This is a genomic window from Methanocalculus pumilus, assembly GCF_055382585.1.
This window is the reverse complement of record NZ_AP042393.1, coordinates 604,534-619,917: the sequence shown is the minus strand read 5'-3', so window position 1 is coordinate 619,917 and position 15,384 is coordinate 604,534. Positions and strand designations below refer to the sequence as shown.

Genomic DNA, 15,384 nt, shown 5'->3' with positions numbered 1-15,384 from the left:
CAGCCCGAATGTCTCGCAGTGCCATTAAAGATATACTCTATTTCTCACCGGTTATAAAGAAGAGGAACGTAGGGCGAAAGTGTAATGCTCAGAGAGGAGGCAATTACTCCCCCGATTGCGCAGGGAGTCTCCTTGCCCATTCTTGATGAACTGAGATCCGGTATCTCCAAGGACCTTCTGCATCTGACGGCGATCCAGTACAACAGCATAAGCGCGAAGCGCTGCTATCCTCTCGGCGGGGCGGCGAGCCCCGCCTGGTGGCCGAAGGCCGCCTACCCGGGAACCGGAGGGGGTGGGTGGTAGGCGGTGCCCCCCGGAGGGGCGAGGAGTCAATCTCAATTCGGCAGCCTATACCGGCAGATCATCCTTCACAGACAAGCGCTTACAGGCAGCGATCGTTTCCTTTGAGGAATTATTGTCCTACGACATCCTTACTGTAGGCAAACCCCCTGCCCCCTTCACCTGAAGGGGGAATGAGGATAGCAGGGGCGGTCCGGATAAATCGTGGGGGGCGCCGGTACCGGGTGCGGGTGAGGGTAAGCCCAAAGAAGTGCGGTATGAGAGATAGTACTTTAGCGATTGCAGGTGGGTGGTGTTCTTCTTTTCGTACGTGGGGGGGGTGGCAGAGCGCGCTAAAACCGTTTTTACGGATCATATAAGGGCAAATAGGGAGAGATTAAGACTTAATACAGGTGATAAGCAAAGTCATCTGGATCAATCTTAGCCAGTTTCAGAACATTACGTAAGGTTCCCACTCTCAGCTCAGCATGTAATGGCACAACTGTCACTACCTTGCCTTCAACCGTCAATTTAGAGAGCCTTACATGGCTTCCTGCTTGTCCACTCACCGAAAAACCATATTCTTTTGAGAGTATTTTGATTACCTTCTCACCCGAGACAGGTTTAAGCCTGAATCCCATCTGCCACCTCGAATGTGGTGAGAATGGGTCGGTGCCTTGCTTCAAGAGGGCATTCTTCAAGATACAACTCGGTAGCTTCTTTCAGGTTTGCCACTGCCTCCTCAATTGTATCCCCCTGGCTGGCAGTTCCAACCTCAGGACACTCAGCGACATAGACCCCTTCCTCTTTGTAAACCAGGGCTGTCAATGTTTTCATAGGTATCTTCACCAGAATAGCATCATCCCAAATCAAGATAACCGTATCGCTACCCGTGATGGCTGTTTCGCTCTTCTCAATTCTCCGACAAACCCCGGTGCCCTGGCATCACTCTGAGGAGAGCTACGGGGAAGCACGAAACCCGACACCACCCCCGCCTGGTGGCCGAAAGGTCACCTACTCCGGGAAAATGAGGGGGTAGGAGGGTAGGCGGTGCCCCCCGGAGAAGCGAGGGGTCGGTTTAATTCATGGTAAACAAACGAGGGCTTGAATTCCTTTAAATCCTGGAAAAGCCCCAGGGCACCCGCTTTTTACAGCCCGCCATCAATCCACGCCACATAACGCCTGAGCCCCTCGTGAATACGCACCTTCGCAGACCACCCAAGGCCCTGCTTTGCCTTCGCAGCAGCTGCCCAGGTATCCTGCACATCACCCTTCTGCTCTTCGGCATACTCGATCCTCGCCGTTTTGCCTGTTGCACCCTCAATGGCGGCGATTAGATCCCGGACGCTGATCCGGTTGCCGCCGCCGATATTGAAGGTCTCACCACAGACATCACTATTGTTGGCGTCACAGAGAGCCGCCGCGACATTCGCCTCGACCGCATCATCGATATAGGTGAAGTCGCGGGTCTGACTACCATCTCCATAGATGGTGATCGGATCGCCCGCACGAATCGCCCGCACGAACTTGTTGATCCCCATGTCGGGCCGCTGTCGGGGCCCATAGACCGTGAAGTAGCGGAGTGAGACGGTCGGCACCCCATAATTTTTCCAGTAGAGGTAACAGAGGTGCTCGGCGGCGAGTTTTGAGACACCATAGGGGGAGACGGGCTGGAGCATCAGCTCCTCGTGCATCGGGAGCGGGACATCACCATAGACTGATGACGAGGATGAATAAACGAAGCGCTTCAGCTTTGAAGAAGCACCAACATCTGTTGCATAGAAATCCAGCAGCCGCTGGGTCGCCTGGATGTTGTCGCGGGTGTAGATAGCAAAGCTCTTCCCCCAGGATGCCCGGACACCGGCCTGGGCGGCTAGATGAAAGACATAATCGACTGCGGGGAAGGTGGTCATCTCAACAATATCCGCTTCGATGAGGGTGAACCGGGGGTGGGAGCAGGCAGCGGCAAGGTTCTGTTCCTTCAGCTCCCGGTCATAATAGTCTGAGAACCGGTCGATCCCGATCACCTCAAAGCCGTCTGCCAGCAGCCGGTCGGTGAGCGTACTCCCGATGAACCCGGCACAGCCGGTGACGAGGGCTTTCATCTCATCATTCATCTTTCAACAACCCCTTTCAAATACGCAATCAACTCCTCCCGCAGATCATCCTGTTCCAGTGCAACATCAATAATCGCCTCAAGGTACCCCATCCGATCCCCGGTATCATACCGCCGCCCCGAAAACTCGTATGCATAGATATTCTGCCTTCCATTCAAAAGCCGGATCGCATCGGTCAGCTGGATCTCACCGCCGACGCCCCGCTCTGTCGTGTGGAGGCAGTCAAAGATCTCAGGCGTGAAGACATACCGGCCGATGGCACCCATCCGTGATGGCGCATCTTCAAGCTTTGGCTTCTCCACGATATCCTCTAAGAGCGAGAGGGAGTTCTCCAGGGGCTTTCCTCTGATGATACCGTAACTTGAGACCATATCGTCAGTGACAGTCTCGACCGCAAGCACCGAGCAGCGGTACCGGTTGTGGGTATCGATCAGCTGCCGGGTGCAGGGTGTGGTGTTCTTGATGATATCGTCACCGAGAAGAACTGCAAACGGCTCGCCGCTGATATGCTTCTCGGCCCGGAGGACTGCATCGCCGAGCCCGAGCGGTTCCTTCTGCCGGACATAATGGATATCGGCAAGCGAGGAGATATCCCGGACCATCGAAAGCAGGCCGGCATTCTTCGGATTCTTTGCAAGATGCATCTCCAGTTCCGGCGAGTCATCAAAGTAATCCTCGATCGCCCGCTTGCTCCGGCCGGTGATGATGATGATGTCGTCAATCCCTGACGCAAGCGCCTCCTGGACGACATAGTGGATCACCGGGACATCGATGATCGGGAGCATCTCTTTTGGCATCGATTTCGTGACCGGAAGAAACCGGGTGCCGAGTCCTGCTGCCGGGATGACGGCTTTTTTGACGGTCATAAGAGAAAGACCTCCGGTGAATAGGCTGAAGGTGCAGGAGCTAATGGTGAAGGATATGACAGTTCACGATCTGACTGTTCATGAGCAGATATACTATTATAAAGCATCATTTCCATCACTCGATCCCCCTGACAGAACTTCTTGTTGTATCCCATTCATATGAGAGATCACGCACCTTCATGAGCATCTCATTTGTCAACTACCCCGCCCTAAAGGACGGGGCTTGAGGCTCTGCAAAAATTCAGGACACTCGTCTGGGTGGCTGACTTCACACCCCTGTGATTCCAGGATATACCTGGAATCACGTGTTCGCAATTCGATGTTCCTTGCACCGATAAGATCAGAGTGTAACGTATATCCACAACATTTACACGTAAAAGACAAACCATTACGGTTCGATTTGTTAATGTGATAACATCGTGGGCATGTCTGCGAAGTATATTGAGGGTCAATATATTCGACACGAATACCCGCGGTTTTCGCTTTGTATTCGATCATAAAGTGTAACTGATAATATGACCACGATGATTTCTGATACCTGTTTTCTTTACGGGTTTTGTGGATGGTGTTTGTACGGATGCCTGTTAAATCTTCTAATCCGATACAATTAACATTATTATCGAGTGCAAACTGAACAATCTCTTTGGACACGTTATGATTCATATTTGCCATGAGCCGTCTTTCTTTACCTGATATATGTTTCAACATTCGTTTTGCAGATAAAGTGCCTTTGGCTTGTAACCTTGCTCGCATGGATGAATAGATGTTTTTGAGGTTCTTGACTTCTCCACCGCAGAAAAACCTGCATTTGTTGTCTGTGGTGTTGACGACGGCTAACCAGTTCATTCCAACATCAACCCCCATGAATGTGGATGCTGTATCCAATTCGGGGGGATCGGGGATGGTCCTGGATACGGAGAGATGGAAATAATAGCCGTCTTTATGTTTAACAAGTTTCGATGCGGTAAATTCCCATGAACCGTCAAAATACTGTTCGGCAGAAGAATACATGTGGAATGGATATTTTTTTCGACCATCCAATGTGGTGATGCTTACCCATTCTTTCGTGATAGTAAAATCCCGCCTATATGAGAAGGTTACATTTGTGGGACGGTATTGGATCTCCTGCCATTCTGCCTGACCTGTTTTAATCTGTTCTTTCAAGGTTTTGTAGGTTCCTGCTACCTGGCGGCAGATATTACAGGTCATCTGGCTGAGTAATCCGAGGTTTCGTACGTCCTGATAAACCCGTTTTTGGATTTTGTCAGAACCCATAGGCTTACCATGTTCATATACAACAGTGGAAACATAGTTCATCCCTGATGTATAACTTTGGACGAGAGCGTTTAACTCTCCCCCGTAATTATACAACTTTAACGGAATGGTTTTCACTTGTTGCATATAGTATAATTTTCAAGTGACTATATAAAGGTATCTGAGGCAATTCCTCCCCTACCTAAAGGAAGGGGACTCCTTGCCATTTTAGTTGAAATCCTCAAGTGGCAGGCAGGCGGGTTTTGAGAACCCGATCGCTTCGAGAGAGGATGGAATCCTGTATCTGATCAGGTTTCGATCTGATGTCAGAAAAAAATCTGAGTGATAGGCCATCGCATAGGCAAGGTGGGTGCGATCGGTCGGCTCACGGATCATCCGGGTGTCAACTTCTTCCTCTCCCATCTTGAAGCAGAGGATCCGGACAGAATCATTTGGAAAAAGAACTGTGATATTCCATTCATCAAGGAGCTGATTCATACTGGTGATATACTCAAGCCCTTTTTCGTGTTCATGCATCTGGATGAAGGCTTCACCAAGAACCGATATGGAGGTTTGAATCAAATACCCGGCATTTTTAGCATGTTGCAGAGTAGTTCTTGATCGCGTCTCTTCAGCGCAGGTAAAGAAGATCGGTGTATCCAGAAAAATAGTTGGCTTGGTCATGTATTCCTGCAGGTGATGCCTTTCAGCGATCGGAAGGGGTATTCAAAACCGATCGTAGGCGCCTCATATCTTCGAGGTATTCTTCCTCACTCACCGCAAACGAGATCCTACCTCTGGCAACTCCCCCACCGTAGGGTAACATCCCTCTCCTGTAGGGTTTCCCGATTACATCTTCGGGATTGAATTTCTTCTCCGTCATGTTTCTCCTGCTCCTTCTAACTCATATATCATAGAGAAACCAGATAATTCTTTGGAAAAATTCACTGTCTACTCGCTTTGACCCTCGTTCCAATTAAGAGCCTGGTTACGATACAAGACCGAATCACGAATTACCAGCAGACCCCCTCATAGATCGATCCAATCGCTGCTTTCGGAAGCCGCCTGCCATCGATTACCAGCTTCCCCGTATAATCGAGTGCTTCAAACTCCTTCCATTCAGTTATAATGAGGATAGCATCACTTTCGAGCACCTCATCAGCAGACGAGGCATAGGAAATCTCCGGGAAGAGTGATTGGAAGTGTGCTATGGCCAGGGGATCATAGGCGATCACGTCTGCACCCGCATCCTGTAGTGCAGAGACGATTGGGATCGCACGGCTCTCCCGGATATCATCGGTATCCGGCTTGAAGGCGAGGCCGAGCACCCCGATCCTCTTCCCCTTGAGATCCGGGATATGTTTCTTCAGAAGATTAAGGAGCCGTAAGGGCTGGTCTTCGTTCACTGCAATAACACTCGAAAGAATCTTCGGATGAAGACCGGCAGCCTCGGCCTGTGCGATCAGTGCCCGGACATCTTTTGGGAAGCAGGAGCCGCCAAACCCAATCCCTGATCTGAAGAAGGCCGGGTTGATCCGGGCATCCAGCCCCACCCCGGCGAAAACCTCTGCAGTGTCAATACCCATCAATTTACAGAGGTTGCCGATCTCGTTTGCAAAACTGATCTTGGTTGCAAGAAATGCATTGCTCACATACTTGATCATCTCGGCAACCGGGATTGCCACGACCAGCTTCGGGCAGTCAAAGGTGGTATAGAGGGTCTCAAGGACCTCACCAGATCGTGAATCTTCTGCACCGATCACGATCCGATCAGGAGAGAAGACATCTGTGAGCGCTGATCCCTCCTTAAGAAACTCTGGGTTTGACGCAAGCCCGAAGTCACGGAATGCCTCTTTGCCGGATGCTTCTTCAAGTGTCGAACGAACGATTCCCTTCGTCGTTCCTGAGACTACCGTGCTCTTCATCACAACAATATGCCAGCCCTCTTTCTCCCGGAGCACCCGCCCGATATCCCGGCTCGCAGATTCGATGTAACGAAGGTCGATTGAGCCATCCGGGTTCGAGGGTGTCCCAACACAGATGAAGGTGACGTCCGTGTCGCGGATGGCCTGTGCAGTATCTGTAGTGGCTGAGATTCTATGAAGATTCTTTGTCAGCAGCTCATCGAGCCCAGGTTCAAAGATAGGGGAGCGGCCGGCTCTTATGCAATCGAGTTTTGCGGGATCGATATCGACAAATGTGACCTCATTTCCAAGCTCTGCAAAACAGGCACCGGTCACCGCACCGACATAGCCGGTTCCAAGAATTGATATTTTCACAGCAAATCACCGAATATTACTCGTACTCACTACCATACTATCCGGGAGATTATTATTTGTAGATACCGTCTTTTCCCAGACAAAGGGACTGCCACCTATTCAGAAGAGACCGCCAGACCGATAGTTTGACCCGTAGAATGAGCACCCTGAAGAAATAAAACCCATCCAAAAAGCAACCCTCATCATCCACCCCGATCAATAGAATACCCATGCGCTACCTCATCACCGGCGGTGCCGGCTTCATCGGATCAAACCTCGCCGACCATCTCGCAGACAGCCATGAGATCACAATCTTAGATAACCTTGCCACCGGCAGAAAAGAGAACATCGATCATCTCAAAGACCATAAGAACGTCACCATCATCAACGGGAGCATCACCGATCCAGAGTTGATGCACGAGATTACAGAAGGCATGGACGGCATATTCCACCAGGCAGCAATACCCTCAGTCCCCCGCTCGGTAAAGGATCCAATCACCACAAACGAAGCCAATATCACCGGCACCCTCCAGCTCCTCGTCGCAGCGAAAGAAAACGGCGTTCGGAAAGTCGTTGCCGCCTCATCCTCATCTGTCTACGGCGACACCCCCATTCTCCCAAAAGTTGAGACCATGCCGCCAAACCCACTCTCCCCCTATGCTGTCACAAAACTGACTGATGAGTACTATGGAAAAGTCTTCACCGAACTCTATGGCATCCAGACGGTCTTTCTGAGGTACTTCAATGTTTTTGGTCCGCGGCAGGATCCGGCATCCGAGTATGCCGCTGTTATCCCGAAGTTCATTACACGACTCCTGAAGAACGAAAGCCCAACCATCTACGGGGATGGAGAGCAGACACGGGACTTCACCTTCATCGCAGATGTCGTCCAGGCAAACAGAAAAGCAATGGAGAGTGATGCAACCGGCGTCTACAACATCGCCTGTGAAAGAAGGATCAGCCTTAGTGAACTGGCAGAAACCCTTATGGAGATCACGGGCAGCAATCAACCAATCATCTATGAACAACCGCGCGAAGGCGATATCAGGGACTCACTCGCCGACATCTCACGGGCGAAGGCGGCATTTGGCTATGCTCCCGAATATACGCTTGAAGAGGGATTGCGAGAGACAGTGGCGTGGTTTAGGGAACATATTGAGTTATAGTCAAGACATCTCTTTTTCTAATATCAAAGAACTCTTCGGAGAATATCCGGAATTTTTTCCTTTTTACCCAATCTCTCATCCCACCTCCAACAATCAGGAGACATCCCGGTTCACCCACCAGACAAAGAACCATCTCCTCAATCATCTCCATTGATTGCAGAGTCGTCTCCTTATATCTCAACAGATCCTCGTATACGCATGTGTACGCACATGTACGCACAGGAGAAAAGGAAATGAAAACAAAGGCTAAATCGGAAAAATGCCCTTTAACGGAGAGAATACGGAAAAGGATCACTCTCAGTATAGATCCTGATCATCATGAGTTCATCAAGAAAGAAGGTTTTAACGTATCTCGATTCCTCGATACTGCGATAAATGCGCTTAAAACGAATGTTTCGATATCCGAGTTACAAATAACGACCTTTACGACAGCGAATCACGAAAAGAACGAAGAATATGATGGGCCTGTCCGGATTCGAACCGGAGATCTTCGCCGTGTAAGGGCGACGTCATAACCAGCTAGACCACAAGCCCTGTTGTTCCTGAATATATTGCTTTTTTTTTGATTTAAAGCCTGCCGATCAGATGCACTCGTTGAGAAGATCCATCTGAACAATTCGCGGTGATAAACTGGCAAGAGAAAAGGGGAAGACCCTCCCCTCATTACCAGAACACCCACTTCAGAGTAACCCAAACGATTTCAGGGTCACTTCAGGGTTGACCTTGCCTACGTGGTAGACTACACCCTCTGAAAGCTCATTGATCACCACTTCTGCTGGTGAGAAGAGTGAGGTGTCGATCTGGTAGAAGTCGTAGTTGGCTTCCTTGAAGATCTCATTGAATGGCTTGCCATATCCCTTTGATGTGTTGCTTGGGATCTTTTCGAGATAATCTTTGATCTCAGGCGCATTCATCGTCAGGCAGATCCGTCCGTGGTAGATGGTGGCATCGTTTGTAACACCCATCGCAAGTTTCGGGCCGCGTACCGGCGGGATTGGAGCTGTTCCAAACCCGGAGATGATCTTCTTGGTGTCAAAGCCAAGTTCATTCAGCTTGTAGACTGCGGTCTCAACACAGCGGCCGGCGACCTGGATCGAGCCGACAATCGAGGAGGTCGGTGCAACAACAGCTGCTACATTCTCAACCTCGACATTGCAGCCTTCTGCAATCTTCTCCATCACGTCACCGTTTGGCAGGACGTCCGACTCAAGGCAGATGACAGCAACATCAAACTCGTCCTCGTACTCGATCACTTCATAGGTATGCTTCGGCTTCAGTGAGAGAGCACGGGCAGGACCGCTCCCCATTGCGAAGTAGTTCCCGGATTTGATCGTCCAGCCGGCCTTCTGTGCACCAAGACAGGAGATCGCGGGGAAATCCGTGTTGATATCAATGAAAGGCTGGGGGAAGGAACCGATCTCACCCATGCGATACGAGACCTCGCCGAGTCCACCCATGCAGATACGGGTGAAGTATTCACCGGCACCATACCCGCCCGGAACCGAAACACCGCAGTCGACGATCCGTGATCCATTATCCAGTTCGTGGTACGCGACATTCAGGAGATCTGAAATTTCTACAAGCTCTTCAAAAAGATCCAATCCAAGTTCATTTACACTAACCATACAATCCCTCTAGCATCAATTATGAGTTGGGGAGAATAGATAAGAGTTGCCAAATTATCTGAAAACTATCCAAGCCATCTGAAACCTACCCAAGCTCTGCGAGCACCATCTCAGGTTCAAAACGAAGGCCAATCTCCCGGGTCCGGCCGCGGCCCGCACGGTAATCCAGATTGATCAGCCTGATCGTGTCCAGTTTCTGAACGATCTCATAATACCGGGTATAGCCGATCCCCATCTCCTCTTTCACCCGAACATGTACCTCCCCCGCGGACATCCCCGACTCCCCCTCTGACATTGAAGCGATCACGCGGAGAACTGCTTTTTCATCATCCCGGAGCGACCTGATGAGGGAGACGAGATGGAACCGTTCTGAGACCTCATAGGCACGGCAGATATCATCACGGCAGACAGAACGGCGCGCATCCTGCTCTGCCAGGAGACCGGCCCGTTTCAGAAGATCGATACCGACACGGAGATCTCCGCCCCGCATCGTCTGATCAACAACAAGCTGGAGCATCTCCTCGGACAGAACACCGGGATAGAACCCCTGACCCACCCGCATTCTAAGGATCTCTTCCACTTCCGAAGCAGAATAGGGAGAGAAGAAGACCTCGGTCGGCCGGAGGACTGAGGCTACACGGATCTCAAAGACTTTTGAAAAATCAACATCCATATCCGAGAAGATCACGATCACTCCCACCCGGACCGACTCATACTCCTCATGTGCACGGAGCAGAGGATAGAGGACATTGTTTATCTCATTTTCATAGAGCAGGTAGTTTGCATCATCCAGGCAGATAATCAGCGTCAGATCCTCTTTCTGGAGGAGGCGGCAGACCGCATCATAGACCTGTTTGAAGCTGGTCCCGGTCGGCTGCGGCTGATGTCCGGCAAGCCGCTTATAGACCTTGGCAAGGATCGCATACCGGGTGTTGTCGATCTTGCAGTTCACATGGACACAGGCAATCTTTTTCGTATTCTCCTCAATCTCCTCGAAGAGTTTCCGGATCGATGTGGTCTTCCCGGTCCCGGGGGGCCCACGGCAGAGGGAGTTGAGCGGCCGACCCCCACGAAGCGCTGGCTGGATCTGAAATGAGAGAGCAGAAAGCTGCTCTTCCCGGAACCGGAACTCGTCTGGAACAAAATCGATCTCAAAGACCGTCAGATCCCGGAAGAGGGTCTCATCCCACATCAGCAGCTTCTTTGTCAAAAATACCAGCCCCCGGTCACGACCGGTTCATGCACGTTTTACAGAGGGTCTTGTTCATAAAGAGATGGCTCACATCATGCTGGACCTTGTTCACCTCCGCGCCGCAGGCTTCACAGACAAAGGGCTTACCGGCCGGTGATGCCCTACTGGCAGGAGGAGCAGCACCCTCTGGTGACGATGCCAGATCAACAGGAGATGCAGCCTCCGGGACGGGCTCCGGTTCAACAGGGGAGATAGTGTCTTCAGGAGGCACCGCCGTCCCAATCTCCGATTTCTCCCCGGAATCCGGCTCTTCCAGAGGCGGATAATCAGGTGATGGAGGCTGCGGCTCGGGTGTATCCACGCCGGAGAGATCGCGATCCGGCTCCTCCTCACTATATGATTCATCCCCGGGAACCGGACATGAAGCAATACCGATAGTCAGTTCTTCCGATGGAGGCTCATCCCGGAGACGAGAGCCAAAGACCCGGCTCCGGTAATGATCGACGCGCTCTCTCGTCGCCTCATCATCACGCCCGATACCGGAGAGCACACCATCCAGAAATGCGATGAGTTCTGTGGCATCCTCATCCGACTCCACCTCACCGGCCACATCAAACCTGATATTCTCGTAATTATCCAGGTTGATCGTGATGCCGATCGTCATCTGCCTGCGTGTACCCATACAATCACTATCCCCCCGCAGAGGAATATGGTTTGCGGAAGAACCATCCCATCCAAACGCACATAGAAAAGTGGCAGATGATGAGAGTTACCCCCGCTGACATCCCGGATGATGACGCAGGGATCTGATGCCACCTATTCTGAAAAGAGAAGAGGCAGGAGTTCCGGCCCCCTGATCAGCCCGTATGAGCCCTTTTCGGCTTCCCGCTCCGAATAGCTCCCGCACTCATCCTGCCCTTTTCCGAGGACCGCAAAGGGAACAGGATCGGAGGTATGCGTCTTTACGCGAAGCGGAGTCGGATGATCGGGGAGAACGGCAATGATGCCATCAAATTCCGCAAGCGCGATGCCGATTACTTCATCCAGCCGCTCGATCGCCTTCACCTTCTCTTCAAGGCTCCCGAGGTGCCCGGCTTCGTCAGGAGCCTCGACATGCACGTACACGAAATCAAGCCGCTTCAGCGCATCCAGTGCATACCGGATCTTGGCTTCATAATCGGTATCGAGATACCCGGTTGCTCCGGGAACCCTGATCACCTCCATGCGGGCAATTGTCGCAATTCCAAAGAGGAGATCGACTGCTGAGATCATCCCGCCGGATCTCCCGTACTGTTCTTTAAATGACGGAATTTTCGGAGTCTGCCCACCACTCCATGGCCAGATGGAGGTTGCAGGAGATTGTCCCTTCTCAATTCGTTTCAGATTCACCGGGTGGCCGGCAAAGACCTCTGCTGAGACCTCCATGCAATGACGCAGGATATCCGCATCTGCTCCTGTCGGCAGATAGGAATCGATCGGCTGCCCGACGATATCATGCGGAGGGGTGGAGGATGCCCCGCTCCCATGATGAAAGACGAGCAGGTTTCGGTAGCTGATCCCCGGGTAGAGGGTTACGTCATCAAGCTCCTTCTGAAGCGAGACAAAGAGTTCTTTTCCCTCGGAGCTTGAGATATGACCGGAAGAGAAATCCTCCATCACCCCGTCCCGGATCGTCACCAGGTTGCAACGGTATGCGATATCGCCTTCTGCAAGCGCAACACCCATCGAAGCCGCCTCCAGCGGACCGCGCCCGGTATAGTAGAGGGCCGGATCATAGCCGAGGACAGAGAGATTCGCAACATCAGATCCCGGTTCAAAACCCGGAGGTACTGTCTCCAGCAGGCCCATAGTTCCATCCCGGGCAATGGTATCCATGTTCGGGGTCGAGGCATACTCAAGCGGGCTCAACCCACCAAGTGCTTCGATCGGCTCATCTGCCATCCCATCCCCAAGGATAAGGAGGCATTTCCTCTTCATTCCCTCTACTTCCTCCAGATGCATCATTAGTAGATCTGCCGGGAGTATCATTAATAGTCTCTTGAGCGCACATGATCTACTCTGTGAAACCTGACATCTCAATCCGTGAAGCAGCCGGAATCTTTCTCCGCGGCCTCATCATGGGCGGATCCGACATCGTGCCCGGCGTCTCCGGCGGCACCATGGCATTTATCACCGGCATTTACGGGCGGCTCGTCCATGCAATAGCCGCTGTGCGCCCGCATACCGCGATCCGGCTTCTACGGGGAGATATTAGAGGGTTCAAAGATGATGTTCAGGCAGCCGATCCGCTCTTCCTGATCATCCTGCTTGCCGGGATCGGCACCGCCGCCCTCCTGATGTCACGGGCGATCCTGCATATCCTTGAGACCTGGCCGGGCCAGGCATTCGGGCTCTTTCTTGGGATCATCGTAGCATCTGCCGTTGCGATCGCAATCCAGATCGAGTCTGCCAGAAAAAGTGCCATCATCTTCATTGGTGTCGGTTTTGGTGTCGGATACCTGATCGGGAGCATCCCCCCCGGATCATTTGGCCACTCTCTCCCGATGATCTTTCTAACCGGCATGATCGCCCTCTGTGCGATGATCCTCCCCGGGATATCAGGTGCATACCTCACCCTCATCCTCGGCCAGTATGAGTATCTTCTTCAGGCAATCCGGGAGATCTCACTCCCTGAGATCGTCACCTTCATCGCAGGAGGGGCAATAGGCATCCTCCTCTTCTCGCGGGCGCTCCGGTACCTCCTGGATCATTATACCGCCATTCTGCTCGCCTTCCTGACCGGCCTGATGCTCGGATCGACCCGGACATTGTTTGAGCGGATCGGGGAGGCCGGGGGATTCACACCAGAGGTTCTCATCGCGTGTACGACTGGCGTCATCCTGATCGCCGCAGTTGAGCAGATGAGGCGGAAAAAGAGGGATACTATTGTTCACAAAAAATGAGGGAAGGCAGGAATCTTCATCCAGAATATAAAAGAATTGGATGCACCAATGGTTTTTTATCCAAAAGTGGATTTATAATCGCGCAAATTCCTCTAGAGTCAACCCAGCTTCATGAATGATTGCCCGCAGAGTACCTTTTGGAATATCCATACCGGAATGATTTGGAACAACGGTTCTTCGTTTTGTAACAGGATTATACCAGATCTCATGGCTCCCTTTTGCCTGTCTATCAAATACAAAACCTGAAGCTTTTAACTTTCGGATAACTTCACGGGCGGTTAGTGAAGGAAGCCTGGTCATTTGATCATACCGTTACCATGACAGGAATCTTAACATTTTTAATTAGTTTTGTTGAGGAAACAAGATGTTCTGGCAGTGGGTCACCATGTTCAAGATAAGATTCTAACAGTTTGCGGGCGACATCCTGAGCGATCTCCATGGTTTCACTGATGGTCCTTCCCTGAGCAATAAGTCCCTGAATAGTGTCACTTGTTGCCAGGTATCCCCCTTCATCAAGTTTCCTGATAGTAATTGAGAGCATGTATTCGGACATTGTATCTTCCTGAGCCTCACGCTTGTTCTGATATCATATTTCTTTTATTTATATACAATCTTTGCATGAGTCGTATTCCATCGACGTGTAATTACTCATTATACGTAGCCACCATACGTTCCGACTGGGATAGAGAATTATGGTCAGGGATGAGGGTTAAAATGGGAATTGTCTGGGACAGAGATTACACAATCACAATTCAGACAGCCCAGCCCGAACCGCCTCACGGACACTAGCCTCAGATCCGATACCCGGCTTCCATCCAAGCCCCTGAATCTTCTCAACAGAGAGGAGCATCTTCGGGACATCCCCGACCCAGCCGCGATCCCCTCCGGTGAAGGCAAATTCAACATCAGTAAGTCCCATCTCGGAGACAACGATCTCTCCTATCGAGACGACATCGATCCAGTCATCAGAACCGATATTATAGACATTATACAGATCAGGCCCATGCTCTGAGGCATAGATCATCCCGTCCACGCAGGCAGCAACCGAGAGATAAGATTTAGTCTGGGTTCCGTCACCCAGGATCTCCAACCTCTCCGGGTTACTCTTGAGTTTCCTGATGAAGTCAAAGATCACCCCGTGGTTGCTCCGGGGACCGATGATATTGGCGAACCGGAAGACCGATCCTTTCATCTGGTAGGTGTGGCAGTACGACGAGATCATCGCTTCAGACGCGAGCTTGCTTGCACCATAGACCGAGATCGGCACCATCGGCGAATAGTCCTCTGGTGTTGGGATAACCAATGCCTCGCCATAGACAGTTGACGTGGAGGTAAAGACGATCTCAGGTATCTGATGCTCCCGCATCGCCTCAAGGACGTGGATAGTGGCAGTGACATTATTTTCGAATACAGGGAACGGATGTGCCGCACTCCCCCGGACATCGGGATCAGCGGCAAGGTGAAAGATCCGATCTGCTCCCCTGCAGGCACCCTGCCAATCGCCGGAAAGAAGATCGGCTTCGATCAACTCAACCTTTCCCGAATCGATATGCCCTTTGATATGCTCACGGCTCCCTGCTGAGAGCGAATCGATCACACAGACACGATCTCCCCGCTCAACCAGCGCATCAACAAGATGAGATCCGATAAATCCGGCACCACCGGTCACGACACTGAACATTATA

General features: G+C 51.5%; 18 protein-coding genes and 1 tRNA gene. 2 read left to right on the top strand and 17 right to left on the bottom strand.

Annotated features, from left to right (window positions below):
- Positions 1–683: 683 nt before the first annotated feature.
- The 8 genes from ACZ44I_RS03295 to ACZ44I_RS03260 form a co-directional block, all read right to left on the bottom strand.
- A complete protein-coding gene (locus ACZ44I_RS03295; RefSeq protein ID WP_464548784.1) occupies positions 684–920 on the bottom strand; it encodes a type II toxin-antitoxin system HicA family toxin in 237 nt (78 codons plus the stop codon).
- Positions 904–1,116 carry a type II toxin-antitoxin system HicB family antitoxin gene (locus tag ACZ44I_RS03290; RefSeq protein ID WP_464548785.1) on the bottom strand — a complete coding sequence of 71 codons (213 nt, stop codon included), beginning with the start codon at positions 1,114–1,116 and terminating at the stop codon, positions 904–906. Before ACZ44I_RS03290 ends, ACZ44I_RS03295 begins: the two co-directional genes overlap by 17 nt.
- A gap of 311 nt (positions 1,117–1,427) precedes the next feature.
- On the bottom strand, positions 1,428–2,396 hold the full coding sequence (locus ACZ44I_RS03285) for a GDP-mannose 4,6-dehydratase (RefSeq protein WP_464548787.1): 969 nt from the start codon (positions 2,394–2,396) through the stop codon (positions 1,428–1,430).
- Entirely contained in the window at positions 2,393–3,262 is an 870-nt protein-coding gene (galU, locus tag ACZ44I_RS03280; protein WP_464548789.1) for a UTP--glucose-1-phosphate uridylyltransferase GalU, read from the bottom strand. Before galU ends, ACZ44I_RS03285 begins: the two co-directional genes overlap by 4 nt.
- A 195-nt stretch (positions 3,263–3,457) precedes the next feature.
- Positions 3,458–4,663 carry an RNA-guided endonuclease TnpB family protein gene (locus tag ACZ44I_RS03275; RefSeq protein ID WP_464548791.1) on the bottom strand — a complete coding sequence of 402 codons (1,206 nt, stop codon included), beginning with the start codon at positions 4,661–4,663 and terminating at the stop codon, positions 3,458–3,460.
- A gap of 81 nt (positions 4,664–4,744) precedes the next feature.
- Positions 4,745–5,200 carry a hypothetical protein gene (locus ACZ44I_RS03270; protein ID WP_464548793.1) on the bottom strand — a complete coding sequence of 152 codons (456 nt, stop codon included), beginning with the start codon at positions 5,198–5,200 and terminating at the stop codon, positions 4,745–4,747.
- Positions 5,201–5,222: 22 nt separating this feature from the next.
- Positions 5,223–5,399: a hypothetical protein gene (locus ACZ44I_RS03265; RefSeq protein ID WP_464548794.1), complete on the bottom strand. Its 177-nt coding sequence runs from the start codon at positions 5,397–5,399 to the stop codon at positions 5,223–5,225.
- A gap of 130 nt (positions 5,400–5,529) precedes the next feature.
- On the bottom strand, positions 5,530–6,795 hold the full coding sequence (locus ACZ44I_RS03260; protein WP_464548796.1) for a UDP-glucose dehydrogenase family protein: 1,266 nt from the start codon (positions 6,793–6,795) through the stop codon (positions 5,530–5,532).
- A 209-nt stretch (positions 6,796–7,004) separates the two neighbouring features.
- Between ACZ44I_RS03260 and ACZ44I_RS03255 the strand changes: the two genes are divergently transcribed.
- Entirely contained in the window at positions 7,005–7,940 is a 936-nt protein-coding gene (locus ACZ44I_RS03255; RefSeq protein WP_464548798.1) for an SDR family oxidoreductase, read from the top strand.
- Here ACZ44I_RS03255 and ACZ44I_RS03250 read toward each other — a convergent pair.
- From ACZ44I_RS03250 to ACZ44I_RS03225, 6 genes are all read right to left on the bottom strand, one after another.
- Positions 7,918–8,091, bottom strand: coding sequence for a hypothetical protein (locus ACZ44I_RS03250; protein WP_464548800.1), 174 nt, complete (start codon positions 8,089–8,091; stop codon positions 7,918–7,920). The genes ACZ44I_RS03255 and ACZ44I_RS03250 overlap by 23 nt on opposite strands.
- Positions 8,092–8,400: 309 nt before the next feature.
- Positions 8,401–8,474, bottom strand: a tRNA-Val gene (locus ACZ44I_RS03245).
- A gap of 146 nt (positions 8,475–8,620) precedes the next feature.
- Positions 8,621–9,565 carry a methenyltetrahydromethanopterin cyclohydrolase gene (gene mch, locus ACZ44I_RS03240; protein WP_464548802.1) on the bottom strand — a complete coding sequence of 315 codons (945 nt, stop codon included), beginning with the start codon at positions 9,563–9,565 and terminating at the stop codon, positions 8,621–8,623.
- Between the two features lie 85 nt (positions 9,566–9,650).
- Positions 9,651–10,775, bottom strand: coding sequence for an ORC1-type DNA replication protein (locus tag ACZ44I_RS03235; protein ID WP_464548804.1), 1,125 nt, complete (start codon positions 10,773–10,775; stop codon positions 9,651–9,653).
- A 16-nt stretch (positions 10,776–10,791) separates the two neighbouring features.
- The gene (locus tag ACZ44I_RS03230; RefSeq protein ID WP_464548806.1) at positions 10,792–11,439 is read right to left on the bottom strand and encodes a hypothetical protein; all 648 of its coding nucleotides are present in this window, start codon (positions 11,437–11,439) and stop codon (positions 10,792–10,794) included.
- A 134-nt stretch (positions 11,440–11,573) separates the two neighbouring features.
- Entirely contained in the window at positions 11,574–12,761 is a 1,188-nt protein-coding gene (locus ACZ44I_RS03225) for a cofactor-independent phosphoglycerate mutase (RefSeq protein ID WP_464548808.1), read from the bottom strand.
- Between the two features lie 56 nt (positions 12,762–12,817).
- Between ACZ44I_RS03225 and ACZ44I_RS03220 the strand changes: the two genes are divergently transcribed.
- Positions 12,818–13,699, top strand: a complete 882-nt coding sequence (locus tag ACZ44I_RS03220; protein ID WP_464548810.1) for a DUF368 domain-containing protein — start codon at positions 12,818–12,820, stop codon at positions 13,697–13,699.
- A gap of 72 nt (positions 13,700–13,771) precedes the next feature.
- Here ACZ44I_RS03220 and ACZ44I_RS03215 read toward each other — a convergent pair whose 3' ends face one another.
- The 3 genes from ACZ44I_RS03215 to ACZ44I_RS03205 all read right to left on the bottom strand — a co-directional run bounded on the left by ACZ44I_RS03215 (position 13,772) and on the right by ACZ44I_RS03205 (position 15,380).
- Positions 13,772–13,999, bottom strand: a complete 228-nt coding sequence (locus ACZ44I_RS03215; protein WP_464548812.1) for a type II toxin-antitoxin system HicA family toxin — start codon at positions 13,997–13,999, stop codon at positions 13,772–13,774.
- 4 nt (positions 14,000–14,003) lie between these two features.
- Entirely contained in the window at positions 14,004–14,252 is a 249-nt protein-coding gene (locus ACZ44I_RS03210) for a type II toxin-antitoxin system HicB family antitoxin (protein WP_464548814.1), read from the bottom strand.
- A gap of 192 nt (positions 14,253–14,444) precedes the next feature.
- A complete protein-coding gene (locus ACZ44I_RS03205; protein WP_464548816.1) occupies positions 14,445–15,380 on the bottom strand; it encodes an NAD-dependent epimerase/dehydratase family protein in 936 nt (311 codons plus the stop codon).
- Positions 15,381–15,384 lie beyond the last annotated feature (4 nt).

Excerpts from the sequence above, each read along its gene's own strand:
- ACZ44I_RS03225 (WP_464548808.1), bottom strand. The coding sequence starts at position 12,761 with ATGATGCATCTGGAGGAAGTAGAGGGAATGAAGAGGAAATGCCTCCTT.
- ACZ44I_RS03205 (WP_464548816.1), bottom strand. The coding sequence starts at position 15,380 with ATGTTCAGTGTCGTGACCGGTGGTGCCGGATTTATCGGATCTCATCTT.
- ACZ44I_RS03210 (WP_464548814.1), bottom strand. The coding sequence starts at position 14,252 with ATGTCCGAATACATGCTCTCAATTACTATCAGGAAACTTGATGAAGGG.
- ACZ44I_RS03265 (WP_464548794.1), bottom strand. The coding sequence starts at position 5,399 with ATGACGGAGAAGAAATTCAATCCCGAAGATGTAATCGGGAAACCCTAC.
- ACZ44I_RS03230 (WP_464548806.1), bottom strand. The coding sequence starts at position 11,439 with ATGGGTACACGCAGGCAGATGACGATCGGCATCACGATCAACCTGGAT.
- ACZ44I_RS03295 (WP_464548784.1), bottom strand. The coding sequence starts at position 920 with ATGGGATTCAGGCTTAAACCTGTCTCGGGTGAGAAGGTAATCAAAATA.
- ACZ44I_RS03275 (WP_464548791.1), bottom strand. The coding sequence starts at position 4,663 with ATGCAACAAGTGAAAACCATTCCGTTAAAGTTGTATAATTACGGGGGA.
- ACZ44I_RS03255 (WP_464548798.1), top strand. The coding sequence starts at position 7,005 with ATGCGCTACCTCATCACCGGCGGTGCCGGCTTCATCGGATCAAACCTC.
- galU (WP_464548789.1), bottom strand. The coding sequence starts at position 3,262 with ATGACCGTCAAAAAAGCCGTCATCCCGGCAGCAGGACTCGGCACCCGG.
- ACZ44I_RS03285 (WP_464548787.1), bottom strand. The coding sequence starts at position 2,396 with ATGAATGATGAGATGAAAGCCCTCGTCACCGGCTGTGCCGGGTTCATC.
- ACZ44I_RS03250 (WP_464548800.1), bottom strand. The coding sequence starts at position 8,091 with ATGGAGATGATTGAGGAGATGGTTCTTTGTCTGGTGGGTGAACCGGGA.
- mch (WP_464548802.1), bottom strand. The coding sequence starts at position 9,565 with ATGGTTAGTGTAAATGAACTTGGATTGGATCTTTTTGAAGAGCTTGTA.
- ACZ44I_RS03215 (WP_464548812.1), bottom strand. The coding sequence starts at position 13,999 with ATGACCAGGCTTCCTTCACTAACCGCCCGTGAAGTTATCCGAAAGTTA.
- ACZ44I_RS03270 (WP_464548793.1), bottom strand. The coding sequence starts at position 5,200 with ATGACCAAGCCAACTATTTTTCTGGATACACCGATCTTCTTTACCTGC.
- ACZ44I_RS03290 (WP_464548785.1), bottom strand. The coding sequence starts at position 1,116 with ATGAAAACATTGACAGCCCTGGTTTACAAAGAGGAAGGGGTCTATGTC.